16 protein-coding genes are annotated in these 15,096 nt (G+C 68.9%); 3 read left to right on the top strand and 13 right to left on the bottom strand.

What is annotated here, in order from left to right; all coding sequences use genetic code 11:
• Positions 1–15: 15 nt before the first annotated feature.
• From FDA38_RS17795 to FDA38_RS17770, 6 genes are all read right to left on the bottom strand, one after another.
• Positions 16–291, bottom strand: coding sequence for a hypothetical protein (locus FDA38_RS17795; protein ID WP_137255123.1), 276 nt, complete (start codon positions 289–291; stop codon positions 16–18).
• Positions 284–796, bottom strand: a complete 513-nt coding sequence (locus FDA38_RS17790; RefSeq protein ID WP_170989769.1) for a DUF1440 domain-containing protein — start codon at positions 794–796, stop codon at positions 284–286. The genes FDA38_RS17795 and FDA38_RS17790 overlap by 8 nt, the downstream gene beginning before the upstream one ends.
• Positions 796–1,134, bottom strand: a complete 339-nt coding sequence (locus tag FDA38_RS17785) for a Rieske (2Fe-2S) protein (protein ID WP_137255121.1) — start codon at positions 1,132–1,134, stop codon at positions 796–798. Before FDA38_RS17785 ends, FDA38_RS17790 begins: the two co-directional genes overlap by 1 nt.
• Positions 1,135–1,147: 13 nt before the next feature.
• On the bottom strand, positions 1,148–2,878 hold the full coding sequence (locus FDA38_RS17780) for a GMC oxidoreductase (RefSeq protein WP_137255120.1): 1,731 nt from the start codon (positions 2,876–2,878) through the stop codon (positions 1,148–1,150).
• A gap of 48 nt (positions 2,879–2,926) precedes the next feature.
• Positions 2,927–3,970, bottom strand: a complete 1,044-nt coding sequence (locus FDA38_RS17775; RefSeq protein WP_170989768.1) for a thioredoxin family protein — start codon at positions 3,968–3,970, stop codon at positions 2,927–2,929.
• 86 nt (positions 3,971–4,056) lie between these two features.
• Complete coding sequence (locus FDA38_RS17770; protein WP_233714772.1) at positions 4,057–6,783, bottom strand: helix-turn-helix transcriptional regulator; 2,727 nt, start codon at positions 6,781–6,783, stop codon at positions 4,057–4,059.
• Between the two features lie 199 nt (positions 6,784–6,982).
• Here FDA38_RS17770 and FDA38_RS17765 point away from each other — a divergent pair, with 199 nt between their 5' ends.
• Both FDA38_RS17765 and FDA38_RS17760 read left to right on the top strand, forming a co-directional pair.
• Positions 6,983–7,366, top strand: coding sequence for an SHOCT domain-containing protein (locus tag FDA38_RS17765; protein WP_137255118.1), 384 nt, complete (start codon positions 6,983–6,985; stop codon positions 7,364–7,366).
• Between the two features lie 29 nt (positions 7,367–7,395).
• Positions 7,396–8,727 (top strand): hypothetical protein, encoded by a 1,332-nt coding sequence (locus tag FDA38_RS17760; RefSeq protein ID WP_137255117.1) that lies wholly within the window; start codon positions 7,396–7,398, stop codon positions 8,725–8,727.
• Here the strand turns inward: FDA38_RS17760 and FDA38_RS17755 are convergent.
• Both FDA38_RS17755 and FDA38_RS17750 read right to left on the bottom strand, forming a co-directional pair.
• Entirely contained in the window at positions 8,724–8,975 is a 252-nt protein-coding gene (locus tag FDA38_RS17755) for a hypothetical protein (protein WP_137255116.1), read from the bottom strand. The two genes, FDA38_RS17760 and FDA38_RS17755, sit on opposite strands and share 4 nt — an antisense overlap.
• The gene (locus tag FDA38_RS17750) at positions 8,962–9,246 is read right to left on the bottom strand and encodes a hypothetical protein (protein ID WP_137255115.1); all 285 of its coding nucleotides are present in this window, start codon (positions 9,244–9,246) and stop codon (positions 8,962–8,964) included. Before FDA38_RS17750 ends, FDA38_RS17755 begins: the two co-directional genes overlap by 14 nt.
• A 376-nt stretch (positions 9,247–9,622) precedes the next feature.
• On the opposite strand from FDA38_RS17750, the gene FDA38_RS17745 reads away from it, so the two are divergent.
• The gene (locus tag FDA38_RS17745) at positions 9,623–12,091 is read left to right on the top strand and encodes a helix-turn-helix transcriptional regulator (RefSeq protein WP_170989767.1); all 2,469 of its coding nucleotides are present in this window, start codon (positions 9,623–9,625) and stop codon (positions 12,089–12,091) included.
• On the opposite strand, the gene FDA38_RS17740 is transcribed toward FDA38_RS17745, so the two are convergent.
• From FDA38_RS17740 to FDA38_RS17720, 5 genes are all read right to left on the bottom strand, one after another.
• Complete coding sequence (locus tag FDA38_RS17740; protein ID WP_202877710.1) at positions 12,092–12,541, bottom strand: RDD family protein; 450 nt, start codon at positions 12,539–12,541, stop codon at positions 12,092–12,094.
• A gap of 14 nt (positions 12,542–12,555) precedes the next feature.
• The gene (locus tag FDA38_RS17735; RefSeq protein ID WP_137255113.1) at positions 12,556–13,122 is read right to left on the bottom strand and encodes a hypothetical protein; all 567 of its coding nucleotides are present in this window, start codon (positions 13,120–13,122) and stop codon (positions 12,556–12,558) included.
• Positions 13,123–13,156: 34 nt separating this feature from the next.
• Positions 13,157–14,026 (bottom strand): YhjD/YihY/BrkB family envelope integrity protein, encoded by an 870-nt coding sequence (locus FDA38_RS17730; protein WP_137255112.1) that lies wholly within the window; start codon positions 14,024–14,026, stop codon positions 13,157–13,159.
• Positions 14,027–14,061: 35 nt separating this feature from the next.
• A complete protein-coding gene (locus tag FDA38_RS17725) occupies positions 14,062–14,472 on the bottom strand; it encodes a DUF7144 family membrane protein (RefSeq protein WP_137255111.1) in 411 nt (136 codons plus the stop codon).
• Positions 14,473–14,576: 104 nt separating this feature from the next.
• The gene (locus FDA38_RS17720; RefSeq protein WP_137255110.1) at positions 14,577–15,065 is read right to left on the bottom strand and encodes a hypothetical protein; all 489 of its coding nucleotides are present in this window, start codon (positions 15,063–15,065) and stop codon (positions 14,577–14,579) included.
• Between the last annotated feature and the right edge of the window lie 31 nt (positions 15,066–15,096).

The raw sequence follows: 15,096 nt of genomic DNA, 5'->3' as shown, positions 1-15,096 counted from the left end.
AGCTCGACCTCCTGATCAATCCGGCGCGCCGGCTTCGGAGTAGCCGGCTGCCTCGAGCAGCCGACGGATGCCGACGACCGCCTCGAGTTCGGTGTCCTTCTGCGCGGGTATGTCGAAGAACCCGGTCTCCGACCCGACCGTGACCTCGACCTTGTCGTCGTGACGGCGCTCGACCGTTCCGATGGCCTCGAGCAGCGAGAGCACGTCGTGCCACTCGATGTTGTGGCTCACCGGATGCTGGAAGATCTTCCGCAGTACGGCGCGATGGTGGCTCGACAGGTGCTCAGTCATCACGACTCCCCAGGACCTTGTACGCCGTCGCAGTCGTCAGCCCGTACACGAGATGAGCCGTGAGGTCCTTCGCCAGGACCTTGATGCTGTAGTCCCAGATCGGGCTGTACAGACCCGCTGCCGGCAGTACGACGTACCCCGTGCCCCAGACGGTCGCGGCGAACGGGACGCCGTACCAGATGCGGGCCTTCGGCACCGAGCCGACCACCACGCCGTACGCCGCGCCGTTCAGGATCCCGAACGCCCAGTGGGTGAGGTTGTTGACCAGGGCGGCCCGGCTGTTGGGGAGCTCGTGACGGAACATGCCCTCGAACAACCGCCTGCCCACCTGCGCAGGAGCCGGGGCGTCGTCCCAGGTCTTGATGTCTTCGGAGAACTCCCACCGGCGGACGCCGCTCTTGCCGCCACCACGGCGGTATTCGGCGTACAGCAGCGTGTCCATCGCCACGGTTCCGACCGTGCCTGCAATCAGTCCGCGCACAACAGCACCCAGCGGCGTGACCATCATTGGCCTCCTTCAGGAAGACGAACTTGGAGAGTTCCGTCGGCCTCGCGCACCTCGTAGACACGCAGCGGCGCCGCCGACCCTTGCAGTACGGCGCCGGTGCCGAGGGCGAACCGCGAGCCGTGGCACTGGCACATGATGGTGCGACCAACGAGCAGACCGCTGGAGAGCGGGCACCGCTCGTCACTGCAGGTGCAGAGGTCGTCGAACGCGTAGACCTTGCCGTCCACCCGCGCGAGGGCGATGCGAAGCTTGCGGTCGGCAACATAGTGCGGGACGACCATGCCGTCGGCAATCGCGTCCATCTGCACGACGCCGAGGATCGAGAGCTCGGTCATCGGAGCGTCCTTCCTAATAGGGGTAGTCGGGGATGACGTCGGACTTCTTCGCGTCCAGCCGCAACTCCCCCGGAGCGCCGGCCGGAACCATCGGACGATGCGGCATGACCGGAGCCACCCGCTCGTAGCCGGATCCCAATGGCGGCCGGGGATCGGCGTCGCCCTTGTTCGGCCACAGCGACAGCGCGCGTTCGGCGAGCGCGGTGATCGACAGCGACGGGTTCACCCCGGTGTTGGCCGGCATCACACTGCCGTCGATCACGTGCAACCCCGGCTGACCGAAGACCCGCTGGTACGGGTCGACTGCGCCGTTAGCAGCGCTGTCAGCGATCGGGATGCCGCCGGTGAAGTGCGCCGACGCCGTCCGGTTGATGACCTCGAACGGCAACGCGCCTTCGTGCCCGTTCATCCGCGTCGCCATCCGGTCGACGAACTGTTCGACGATCGGGATGTGGACCGACGGCGGCGTACCGGTATGACGACTGCGCAGGACGCCGTCGTCCCAGTACAGCTCGATCGAGGTGTCGGTCGTCTGCGAGCAGAGCATGATGACGGTCCGCTCGGCCCAGTTCCGGGCGTCGTCGAAGCTGAGTACGGCGCCCGGATGCTTGAGCAACTGCTGCAACCAGGCCGCCGTCGGATGCTTCTGCGCGCCGTGCTGGTGGTAGGTGACCAGGAACGCGAACAAATCGTTCCCGACACCCCAGTACACCGGCTCGATGCTGGTCTCGGGATCCGGCCAGACCCCCGACGTGATCGACACCGACCCCGGCGTCAGCCAGATCTCGTCCGGATCCTCCAGCCACTCCTTGTGGGTCCGGGTGATCGCCAGCAACTGCTCCGAATTCGTCCGCGCCCGCCGGCCGAGCTCGGTCGACACACCCCGCAACCGGCCCTCGTGCTGCATGTGCAGCAACAACTTCGCCGACCCATAAGCATGCGCCGAAACAATCACCTGCTCGGCGGTATAGGTCCGATGCGGAACCCGAGCCGCCCGCTGGGCCCACCCAGGATGCCGCGTGCGTACTTCGAACCCGCCGCCGTCGAGCGGCCGCAGGTCGTACACCTCATGCAAGTCATACACATGCACACCGGCCTGCTCGGCCAGATACAAATAGTTCGTCGTCAGCTTGTTCTTCGCATTGTGACCACACCCGATATTGCACTTCCCACACGAGATACACCCCGTACGCCGAGGCCCCACCCCGCCGAAATACGGATCGTCGGCCTCAACGCCAGGACTCCCGAAGTACACCCCGACCGGTGCCTTGTTGAACGTCTCGCCCCGACCCATCTCGGTCGCCACCTGCAGCATCACCCGGTCGACATCGGTCGGCAGGTACGGATATCGCACCGCCCCAAGCATCCGCGTCGCCTGGTCGTAGTACGGCGCCAACTCATCCGCCCAGTCGGTGATGCTCGCCCACTCCCGCGCCTCGAAGAACTGCTTCGGCGGCACGTACAGCGTGTTCGCATACACCTGCGACCCGCCACCCACACCCGCGCCACACAGGACCAGGACGTCGTCCAGATACTCGACCCTCTGAATGCCGTAAAGCTCCGCCGCCGGGAACCAGAGGAACCCCGGCAGATGCCACTGGCTCTTCGGGATGTCCGCGTCGTTCCAGCGCTTGCCGGCCTCCATGACCGCTACCCGGTAGCCCTTCTCCGCGGCCCGCAGCGCCGAGACGCTGCCACCGAACCCCGAACCGACGATCAGTACGTCGTAGTCGAAGCCGCTCATCGGTCGGCGTCCTGCACGGTTGTCATGTCGTTGGTCCTCTCGCTCCGGTCAGCCGAACGTGAAGGCATAGGCCAGTACGCCGGCCTGCTGAAAGACGATCTCGAAGGTCCGGTCGGTGATCCGGCCGGTCTGTCGGACGAGCTGGTAGAGCCGCGGCCGATCGAGCAGACCGTTGCCGTCAGCATCTACATCGGCACCGTGGTCGCCGGCCGGCGGCCGGCCGTCGATCCGTACCTGGAAGGGGACGAGGCCGCCGCCCGGGGCGAGCACGAGGTTCACATCGCGCGCGTGGAAGCGGTAGCTGATCGTCCCGTTCGCGCGGTTGAGCAGGACTGCACCCCGGTCGATGTTCCAGTCCCCCGCCAGCGCCCAGTGGTTGAGGGCCAGCTCCGCGGGCGCGACATAGTCGTGCCCGGTTCCGAGCACGGCGCCGTTGGGCGAGGCGAAGTTCTCGGTTCGCTCGTAGCCGAGGTAGTTCTCGGGTGACCACAGGTCGGCCCATCCGGCCGCCGCCTCGACCCCGATCGCGTCGACCCGCACGGGCTCCCGGTCGAAGCCGGTCGCACCGGCCTCGGTCAGCAGCGCCTGGATCATCGCCTCCGACTGCTCGTACTCACCCTCACCGAAATGGTGGTGCCGGACGATGCCGAGCGCGTCGACGAAGTACAGGGCCGGCCAGTAGTGGTTGTCGAACGACGTCCAGATGGCGTAGTCGTTGTCGATCGCAACCGGATGGTCGATCGCGAGATCGTCGACGGCGCGCTGCACGTTCCCGAGCTCGTGCTCGAAGTCGAACTCGGGTGTGTGAACACCGACGAGCGCCAGGCCGTACCGCCCGTACTTCTCCGCCCACGCCTCGCGGTACGGCAGCGTCCGGAGCCAGTTGACACAGGTGTAGGTCCAGAAATCGACGAGTACGACGCGACCGTGCAGTGCAGCCGCCGTCAGCGGTGGCGAGTTGAGCCAGCTCGTGGCCAGCCCGAGCGCCGCCAGCGGGCCGCTGTCCTGCTCGTCCGGATCGACTGAGCTCGAGCCACTCGCGAACGGACTGAACCGGGACAACACGGTCCGCCAAGGATGTGAATGGTTCATGGCACCCCTCCCTGGGACCCATGAACACACTGCCCGGGTGGCCCACCGGCTCGCATCGGCCAGTGGACAGTCGTCCGGGCGGACCGCTACTGGCCTGGGCCAGGCAGGACCTGGTCGAGCTGCGCACGGGAGGTGATGCCGAGCTTGGTGAACACCTTCGCGAGGTGGTACTTGACCGTCCGCGCGCTGAGGAACAGTCGCGCGCCGATCTCCGGATTGGACAGCCCGTCCCGGGCGAGCTGGGCGATCAGGGCTTCCTGCGCGGTCAGCTCGCCGGAGGTGGTCTCATCGCGCCGGCCGAGACGTTCGCCGGTCGCCGCCAGCTCGCGCCGGGCCCGTTCGGCGAACGCGTCCATCCCGATCGCTTCGAACAGCTCGTGGGCGGAGCGGAGCTGGTCGCGGGCATCGGTACGGCGGCCTGCGCGGCGGAGCCATTCGCCGTACACCAACTGGCTTCGGGCGAGCTCGGGTCGCAGCTCCGTGCGGCTCAAACGCTCGATTGACTCCTGGTACAGCTTGTCGGCCACGGCGCCGTCGCTCAGCAATGCCCGGGATCGTGCCTCGATGCCGAGCGCCCAATCGGTCCCGCTCGGCTGGGTGGTCTCGGTGAGCCGTTCGAATGCGTCCTGCGCGAGGGCGATGTCTCCGGCGCGGACCGCTGCCTCGACCAGGTCCGGCAGCGCCCAGGTCGAGATCCACGGTTCGAACGTGTTGGACGACGCCTGCTGCGCAGCGGCCGCCGCTTCGGCGTACCGCCCGCAACCGTTGTGCAGCAGCGCGGCAGCCCAGTACGCGTTGGCGGCGGTGATGGACTGCTCGCCGGCCTGCTCGATCGTGGCCGCGATCATCGCCGACGCCTCGGCCTCCTTGCCCTGCAGAGCCAGCAACCGCAGGGCGACATGGGGCACGACCATGCTCCCGGTGGCCGCCGCAATGGTGTCGCCCTCGGCAATCGCCGCGGCCGCGCGGGAGAAGTCACCGCTCAGCAATGCGGCCGTCCCAAGAACGGTCAGGATGACCGGAAGCTGCGCGAGTGCGCCGGACTCGCGGACCGTCCGGACCGTCTGCTCGGCGATCGCGAGCCGGCCGTCGTCGTCCCAGACCGCGATGCTCACCGCCGCGGCCAGCCAGCCCCACCGCAGCATCTCCTCGACCGACCGATCCCCGCTCGCGAACATCCTCGCGGCCAGCAGCAGCGCAGGCGTGGACGCCGCCCGGCCTTCGGCAATCAGCGTCGCGAGACCCTCGAGCAGAACGACGAGCGGTTGTGGATCGCCGGTATCGGAGTCGGGCGGCAGGGTTCGCACGGCATGACAGATAGACAGCAGAATGCCGTCCGCGGCCAGGTGCCCGGCTCCGACCGCGGCCGCCCAGGCGTGGAGATACGTCTCGCGTGCGAGTTGTAGGTCGTAGTTCTCCAGTTGTTCGGCCGCTGCCAGCAACAGGCCCGGGGCGTCGCTGAACCGGCCCGCGGCGAACGCGATGTGACCGCGGAGCAGCTCGACCCGGGCTCGCTCGAAGTCGTCGAGCCGGCCGGCCTCGGCCACGGTCAGCAGACCCAGCGCGGCGTCGAACGCGCCCGCCTGGAAGCTCGCTTGTGCCGCGGCCAGCGCCCGCTCCGCGCGCTGGATCGGATCACTCGTCAGCCTGACCGCACGATCGAGGAACGCCGCGGCTGCCGCCATACCTCCACGAGCCCGCGCCCGGTCCGCCGATCGCTCCAGCTCGGCGGCAACGCTCTCGTCCGGGCCGCTCGCCGCGTGCGCAAGGTGCCAGGCCCGACGATCGGGGTCGGCGACCGGATCGGTGACGTCGGCCAGCGCACGATGCGCTTCCTGACGACTCTGGACCGAGGTCGAGCGGTACGCCGCCGATCGCACCAGCGGGTGCCGGAACCAGACGTGCGCACCGACCTCGAGCAGACCGGCTTCAGCCGCCGGCGCTGCGGCGTCAGCGGGAAGCCCCAGACGCTCGGCGGCCCGCCAGACCAGGACCGGGTCCCCGATCGGTTCGGCTGCGGCGACCAGCAGCAGCCGCCGGGTTTCCTCGGGCAGGTCGTCCAGTCGTCTCCGGAAACTCGCCTCGATCCGGCTGGGCAGCGGCATCGCGTTCGGCAGCGCGAACCCGCCTGCCAGCTCCGCCGGTGTCAACCCGCGCGGTAGCTCGAGCAGGGCCAGGGGGTTGCCGGCGGCATCGGCGATCAGGCGATTGGCCACCTGCGCATCAAGCGGCCCGGAGAGCGAGGCCTGGAGAAGGTCGCGGGCGTCGGCATCCTCCAGCCCTTCCATCACGACCTCCGGCAGCCCGGCCAGGTCGTCGGTCGCAGCCCGGGTCGCGAACACCACGCCGACCGGCTCGGCGACTAGTCGTCGGGCGACGAACCCGAGCACCTGGGACGAGGCACGATCCAGCCACTGCTCGTCGTCCACCACGCAGACCAGCGGATGGTCCTCGGCGACCTCGGCCAGCAGGCTCAGCGTCGCCAGCCCGACCAGGAACCGGTCCGGCGCCGGGCCGTCGCTGAGCCCGAATGCGGTCTGTAACGCGTCGCGCTGCGGTCCGGGCAGCCCGTCCAGGCGGTGCACCATCGAGGCCAGCAGCTGGTGCAGACCGGCGTACGCCAGCTCCATCTCGGACTCGACCCCCGCGGCGCGCGCCAACCGGCACCCGGACGCGCTCTCCACCAGATAGTCGAGGAGCGCCGACTTGCCGACCCCCGGCTCGCCACGCACGACAACCGCCCGTCCGTCGCCAGCACGGACCGACCCCAGGAACTCCGCCATCATCTGGCGCTCCGCCTGCCGGTCCCGCATCTCCACCGAGCGATGCGGTCGACTGAAGGAACGCCGCCTACCTGGTCTTTCCATCGGCAGCCCCAAGATCCAAGCGAGGAACTCACTCTAAACCCGCCCGCGGACCTCCCGAAGATCATCCGGTAGAGGTGATGACGCTGCGCTAGCCGGAGGCCAGCGTTGGTCACAGGCGGTTGGCGCTCGAAGAAAGGACGCTGCAATGAGTTTCTGGGACGTTGTGTGGTTCATCATCATCGCGTTCGCGTTCACCGCGTACCTGATGATGCTGTTCTCGATCGTGGCCGACCTGTTCCGTGACCCGGAAACCTCGGGGCTGGCCAAGGCCGTCTGGCTCATCGCGCTGGTGTTCTTCCCCGTGCTCACCGCGCTCGTGTACGTCATCGTCCGCGGCAGGGGTATGGCCGAGCGGAACCTGGCCGGCCGGGCCGCCGTCCAGCGGCAGCAGGACGACTACATCAAACAGGTCGCGGGGTCGTCGGCTACTCCGACCGACCAGATCGCCCAGGCGAGCGCGCTGCTCGAGAAGGGCACCATCTCGCAGTCCGAGTTCGACACTCTGAAGGCCAAGGCGCTGGCGGTCTGAGCGGTAACCGCGACGGGGAGGAACCCGCGATGACCGAGCCCGACGAGGTACGGCGCCTGCGCGAGCGGGTGAGTGAGCTCGAGACGGAACTGGCCGCTCGCCGGCAACAGGTGACCGGCGAGCTGGCGCGCCGACGGTTCAGTTGGCGCGCTGTGGTGTCTGCGCTCCTGATCACGTTCGCCTGCCTGCTCGCGCCTTTGTCTGTCACCGCCGTCTGGGCGAGCAGACAGGTCTCCGACACCGACCGGTACCTCGAGACGGTCGCGCCGCTGGCCGACGATCCAGCGGTTCAGCGGACCATCTCCGACGCGGTCAGCAACGCGATCCTCGACGCGGTCGACTTCCAGTCGATCGCGACCGAGACCCTGGATGCCGTCGCGCAACAGGGCGTGCCGCCGCGGGTCGCCGCCAACCTCCACGCCCTCAGCGGACCGCTCGTCAACGGAATCGAGAACTTCGTCCGCAGCCAGGTCGACAAACTGGTCGCCAGCCCGCAGTTCGCCGCTGTCTGGAGGCAGGCGAACGAGACCGCGCACGCATCATTGGTCAACCTGCTCGACGGCAACCAGGGTGGCGCACTCAGCGCGCAGAACGACACCGTCACGCTCAACCTGGCGCCGATCATCGCGGAGGTCAAACAGCGAATGGTGGCCGGCGGTTTCGGTCTCGCCGACAAGATCCCGGTGGTGAACAAGTCGATCGTGCTCGTGCAGTCCGACGGGGTGACCAAGGCCCAAGGTCTCTACCGGCTGCTCAACACGCTCGGAACCTGGCTACCGGTCATCGCCCTGGTCCTGCTCGTCAGCGGCGTGTTCGTCGCCCGGGACCGTCGCCGTGCGCTCCTGAAGGGCTCGCTCGGGTTCGCCGGCGCGATGCTGGTCCTGGGCGTCGCGCTGACCCTCGCGCGCGTCTTCTACCTGAACGCCCTGCCGTCCGAAGTGCTGTCGAGGGATGCCGGCGGCGTCGTCTTCGACACGATCGTCCGGTTCCTGCGGTACGGCCTGCGCGCGGTCGGCGTCCTCGCGCTCATCGTTGCGCTCGCTGCCTATTTCACCGGTCCGTCCAACGCCGCAGTACAAGCGCGTGCGAAGCTCGCCGGCGGCATCGGGTCGCTGCGCGGCCGCGCCGAGGCCGCCGGGCTGAACACCGGGCGGGTCGGCGGATGGACCTTCGCCCACAAGCGTCTGCTGCTGATCGCCAGCGTGGTCGGCGGCGCGCTCGTGCTGACGCTGTGGTCCCGGCCGACCGTCACCGTCGTGGTCGTCACCGCCGTAGTGGTCCTGTTCGTCGTCGCCCTGATCGAATTCATCGGGCGTCCGCCGGTCACGGCCGGCGGCGACCCGCCCAGCGCACCCGCCTAGACGGCCAGGGTCAAGGAGACGATGTCGTCCCTGGCAGTGAGCTGACGAATACTGAGGATCGTCAGGCCGGCGGCGCCGAGCATTGCGACCAGATCGGCGATTCCGCGGTCGTCGTGGACCCGCATCCGGAAGGTCCCGGAGGTTGTGCACCTGGCCGCCGGACCCGCGCAGAAGGCGAGCACGGCCGACCTCAACTCCCCCTGAACGACGACCTGGTACGACGGGTACCGGTGCTCACCTGCGTTCATCGTCTCCCCTGCCCGGATCGTCGTCGATCCGTTCTGCCGATTCCGCTGCCGATGCCGATTCCGCTACCGAGTCGAGGATCCGGCGTACCTCGACCACTTCGATGCCTAGGGCCCGTAATCTGGCCAGCAGTCCGTACAGCGCGGACTGGTCGGGGATGCTGTAGACGACCGTGTTCACCTGGTCGACCGCCAGCGGCACCGCCCCCATATCAAGGAGATCCTGGTCGGGTACGGCGCCCGCCACGCGGATCTCGTACGTCGCGTCGCCCATCGAACCCACCTCGTTCCCCAACGTCTGCATTCGACGCTTGCAAAGGCCGGACGCCGCGGCTTCATCCCTGCGGGGTGAACTGTCCGGCGCGGTCGCGAATCAACACCGCACCGTTTCGGAAAGTTCGGCAATCGGACGGAAAACGCTGGTTTTAAAGGAAATTCCGTGATTCCGTCGAATGGTGCGACTCGCCGCGCACCGCCCCACCAGCGTTGCGTGATGTCGCACGTCGCGAGGAGGGGACATGCCGAGCGCAGGGGTGAGGAACGAACGCAGCATTTCACCGGACGCACCATTCGAGGGCCCGCTCAGATCGATCGCAAGGACCTCGGGTGTTCCGCCCGGTACGGTCCGTCGGCCGCGTCTTGTCGAGCGGGTGAGCCGAGGGGTTCAGCGGCCGCTGACCTTGGTCAGCGCGCCGGCAGGCTTCGGCAAGACGATGCTGCTGGATTCGTGGGCAGCGCTCTACCCGGGTTCGGCCGCGGTCAGGCACGTCACGCTGGATGCGGACGGCCAGCAACCATCGGCCGTGCTGCGATCCCTGCCCGACAGCGTGTACGGCCGCGACCACGAAGTACTGGTTCTCGTGGTCGACTGCGGTGACGTCACGATCACCCCCGAGTTCGGACAGAGCCTGCATCGCCTCCTCCGCGACAACGCCGGCCGCATCCACATCGTCCTGGTGACGCGGTCCGACCCGCCGCTCCCCCTGCACCTCTACCGGTTGGCCGGGTCCGTGGTCGAGATCCGGGCGGCCGAGCTGGCTTTCACGACGGACGAGGCCGCGGCGCTGATGCGTCGGCACAGCCTCGAGCTTTCGGAGGCGCAGGTCGCCGAACTCCGGGACCGCACCGGCGGGTGGCCAGCCGGGTTGATGTTCGCGGCCATGAACCTGGCCGACAAGACCGACCCCGAGCAGGTCATCCGGGACTTCCGCGGAGATTCCGGCAACGTCGCGGCGTACCTGATGACCGAGGTTCTCGACGCACAGCCGGCACAACTGCGTGAATTCCTGCTCCGGACCTGCATCGTCGACGAGGTCCGGCCCGCACTGGCCGAGGCGCTCACCGGGCGCGTCTGCGACCTTCGATCGCTGCAGTTCCTTTCCCAGGGAAACTCGTTCATCCAGCCCGTTCCAGGGACCGCGGACGGCTACGGCTACCAGCCGCTGTTCCGCGAGTTCCTCCGCGCCCAGCTGTTGTTCGAGCGGCCCACAGTCGCCCCGGCCCTGCACCGTACGGCGGCCGCGTGGTTCGCGCAGAACGGCCTGCCGCTGGAAGCGATCCACCATGCCATCGCGGCCGGTGACTGGTCGCAGGCAGCGCAGTATTTGCTGGGCGATCTCTCTTTCGCCGAACTACTCGTCGGGTGCCGGCGGAGGCAGCTGTCGGCGTTGTTCGCCGGTCTCCCCGACGAGGTGGACAGCCCCGAGGCCGCGGTCGTCAGAGCTGCCCGTGCGCTGGTCGCGTTCGATGTCGGCCGCTGTACGGCGGAACTCGGCGCGGTCCGCGATCAGCTGGTCCGGCAGCTTCCCGGTGGACGGCACGCGGTCGGGTCTGCGGTCGGCGTGCTGCAGGCGATCTGCACGAGCCTCGGCGAGGATGTCGAGGCATCGTTGAGCGCGGTCCTCAGCGCGGAGGCGGAACTGAGAGCGGGATCGCCGGAATCAGCCGCCGAGCACCCGGGTCCGAGACTGCTGGTCGCCGGTTGCAAGGGACGCGTGCTACTCCAGCGCGGGGACTTCGCAGCGGCCCTGGCGACGCTCACCGAAGGCGCAGCCATCGCCGCGGATGCCGGTGACCATGAGGCTCTCGCCGAGTTCCTCGGGATGGCCGCGCTCGTGGAAGCAATCTGGGGGCATCTACGCCGAGCTGTTGAGGTGGCTGCCGAGGCCACCGCGGCGGCCGGCCGGGAGGCGCCGTACCTGCCCCAATCAGCGATCGTCGCCCAGGCCTGGGTGCACACCGACCAGGGCGACCGACCGGGCGCCGAGGACCTCGTGCAGCGCGCCGCGGAGGCCGCACCCACCCACGACTCACGGGTTGTCGTTGCCGCGCTCGCTCTGGTTCGGGCCAGGCTGTTGCGTGCCGATGGCGACATCGACCTCGCCGCCGCAGAACTCCGGGCCGCGAGCAACAGCTACGGCGCACAGGACGACTGGCTCGGGCAGGCCCTCGTCGTCGACGAGGCGAAGCTGCTGCTGGCACAGCACCGGCCGGAGCAGGCCGCGACGGTGATCGAGGAGTCCGAGGGTCGCGACCAGGCCGGATCGCTGCTGGTCCTGCACCGAGCTGCTGCCGAGGCCGGCGAGCGCCCGGTCACCCGCCTGACTCCGGTCACGGATCGCATCGTCCCGCTCGAGACCCAGGTGGACAACTGGCTCGTCCAGGCCGCGGAGTCGATCAGTGCCGGCGACACCGGCCGCAGCGGGCGCTGCCTGGAGCGTGCGCTCCGACTGGCTGCCCCCGAGCGGCTACGACGCCCGTTCGCCGAGGCACCGCCGGCGCTCCGCAAGCTGCTCCAGCCGGCCGGCGATGTGATGCGGCAGCACCCGTGGCTCAGTGCACCAGGGCCGGACGGTCGGACCCGCGCCGCAGGTCGGTGGGGCGTCCCGGCGCCGGACCTGCTGGTCACCGCGTCGTTGACCAGCAAGGAACACGAGGTACTGGAGTACCTCGCCGAGCTGCTCACCACCGAGGAGATCGCCAGCACCATGTACGTCTCCGTCAACACCGTCAGGAGCCACGTACGGAGCATCCTGCGCAAGCTGAGTGCATCCCGCCGGAACGAGGCCGTACGGCGTGCCTGGGAGCTCGGGCTGCTGCCCTCACGCCCGGAGCCCTAGTCACCAGTCGTAGATCACCGACGTACGCAGCACGAGGTCCTGCACAGAGGCGTGCCGACGGCCTCCCGCACACAACAACAGTCCGAGCGGGAACACGACGTAGAACACCGCCCGCAGCAGCGCGACGAGCGGCCGCACCCGTTCACCACGACGGCCGACCACCCGCAGACCCATGACATGACAGCCGTACGTTCGTCCTGTCATCGACCACGCCACGCAGAGGTAGACGACGGCGACCAGCGACGCGGTCGCCACGCCTGGCACAGGCGACGCCTCACTGAACTGGAAGCCGCGCGGATCGAGCAGGAACATCAGCCCGTTGACGCCGACATAGCCGGCCAGCACAACGACCACCACCACGACCGCATCGATGACTCCGGCAACGGACCGGGTGATGAGTCCCGCCCGACGCCCCTGGTACGGCTGCGCCTCCCGCGGGACGATCGACACGGGCTCGTCCGTTGTCACGGCTGCGCGGGAGTCGTCTCAGGCTCCTTCCGGCCCAGCCGGACCCGCAACCGGCCGACGACGCGGCCGACGGCCTCATCGCCGGAGATGCCCTGCATGCGTACGCCGCGGACGGTGTCGGAGGCAACCGATCCGGTGGACTGCCGGATGATCTCGGCCAGATCGACCTCGGCGATGACCCCCTCGGCCATCCCGGCCACATCGAGTCGCTTCACGACCTCCGCCGCCACCGCGGGAACCATCCGGTCCAGCACGACGGACAGTTGACGCTCCAGCTCCGCACGTCCTCGGCCACCGTGCCGGGCGAGGCCTGCCAGCCAGGTGGCTGCCTGGTACCGCTCCGCCAGCATCGGGGGCCGCAAGATCACCACGGCGACCGGGCTGAGAACTCCCCCGACCCGCCGGCTGACCGGACTGAGAACGCCGCCGACCCGGCGCCCGACCGTCTGCGCGGCGAGCGCTGCCAGCACGGAAGCGCCGACGGCCGCATCGAACAGCGGGATCGCTTCCGGATCCGGCGGCGGCGCGTCCGACGGGATATCGGACTGCTCTGAAGTAACCACGCGACCATGCTCCGTCCGGCAGCCTGCGACCACCTCATCCTTGGTGGAGGAAAACTCCTGTCCGGGGCTCAGGATCCGTTCCGAGCCACGAACGGACCCGGCGGGCGAACCAGCCGTCGCTGCGATCGAACTCGGCACCGACCACGGTCGCCACGACCAGGAGAAGTGAGACGGCCAGCAACCAGCCGACCAGGGCGAGCGTGACGCCGAAGAGGCCGTACCGCTCGCTGTTGGTCTCCATCATCCGGGGCATGTAGATGGTGGACACGGCGGTGTACGCGGCGCCGCCGACGCTCGCCAGTACTCCTGACGGCACCAGGCGTCGCCACGGCAGCCGGCCGTCGAGCAACAGCCACGGCACGCAGACCCAGAGCAGGACACCGGTCAGGATCGAGGCGATCACGCTGAACAACCAGTCCATCGGGAGCGCGCTCAGCGCAGACCGGGCCAAGGCGAGCAATGCGATCTGCAGGACCACGGCGGCCAGACCGGCAAACGTCGTCAGCGCACCGCGTACGCCGGCGACAGGCCCGAGCCGCCAGGCGTCCTGATACAGCCGCTGCAGCCGGCGGGCCAGTGACACCCCGGAGAAGACCAGGATCACCAGGCTCAGCACCCCGACACTCGACGCGCCGACCGGCCGCGCGAAGACCTCTCTGACTGCCTCGGCGGCGTTGCCCTTCAGCTCGAACCGCCGGATGAATCCCTGGGCGACGACGTCACGACGGTCCGCCGGAGCGAGCGTGGAGACCACGAGAACCAGCGGCACGAGCGCCGTCAGTGCCTGCGAGGCGATGACCATCGCCCGGTCGATGCCGCGCAGTTCCACGAACGAGGCGGCACACCGGCCCACGAACGTCTCCTCCAACCGCCGGAACCAGGGCCCGGCAGTGTGGTCGGCCATCCTGACACCCCTCGGTCGAGTGTCGCTTTCCGGCACTAGCTACGAAGTGCGCGCGGCCGGGTCAGTGCCCAGATGACCCAGACGTCGAGAGCGATCAGCAGGATCGCCCAGAACGGCTGGTACGGGATGAAGAAGAAGTTGTCGATCGCGCTCAGTACGGCCAGGAAGAGGGCCGTCACGCCCGCCCACACCGCTCTCGAGAACAGGCCGATGCCGGCCACGATGAGCGCGATGCCGAGGACCAGGTGGATCCAGCCCCACGTGGTGATGTCCAGATCGAACGCATAGCCCCTGACGAGCACGAAGTAGTCGTCGTTCAGGATCGCGGCGAAACCGGCGATCACCTGGAAGGCGCCGATCATCAGCAGCATCGTCGCGGCGAAGGCGACTCCGCTCATCGCCCAGCCCGATTCGGCCTGGGGCTCGACACCGCGGTTGTGGGACATCTGCGTCCCCCTCCTGCTGGGTCCTCGACGGTCGTCGACTGTTCGTCGACAGTAGGACCGCTCGAACCGGCGGCGCGTCACCCCTGGCGGACGACGTACGGGGCTCAGTGCGTCAACGCCGCCTTGAGCAGCACGATCAGCAGGCCGAGGACGAGGTTGACGGCGGCGACGATGACCAGGCGTCCCCTCGTCGCTCCCCCGACGGCGGCGACGTACGACGCCCATCCGACCTGGGACCCGACGGCGACGGCGAGCGCCAGCCAGGCCGCGCCCGCGTCCGACATCCCGACGGCCGCACCGATGGCGACCGCCGCTGCGGGGGGTACGGCGGCCTGCACGATCGGCCAGTCCCGCCGGGCCGCGGCGCGGAACGCGTGCGCCGAAACCAGCGCACGTGCCGAGCGCTCCCCGACCAGATGGGCATAGACATGGGACAGCCAGAACACCACTCCGGTCGCGAGCAGCAGAATGGTCAGCTGGGCGGGGTGTGGAGGTTCTTGCCCGGGCCCGGTGCCCGCGACGACCGACGCCGCCAACAGCGATCCGTAGATCGCGCCCGCGTAGTCGGACGACGGCTGCCGCTCCCGGCTCATGCGGACAATCCTGGGTCGCCTCCGGCCGCGA

Source organism: Kribbella jiaozuonensis, assembly GCF_005233875.1.
GTDB classification, from domain to species: Bacteria; Actinomycetota; Actinomycetes; order Propionibacteriales; family Kribbellaceae; genus Kribbella; species Kribbella jiaozuonensis.
Note: the sequence above shows the minus strand (reverse complement) of the source record. Positions and strands in the feature narration are given on the sequence as shown.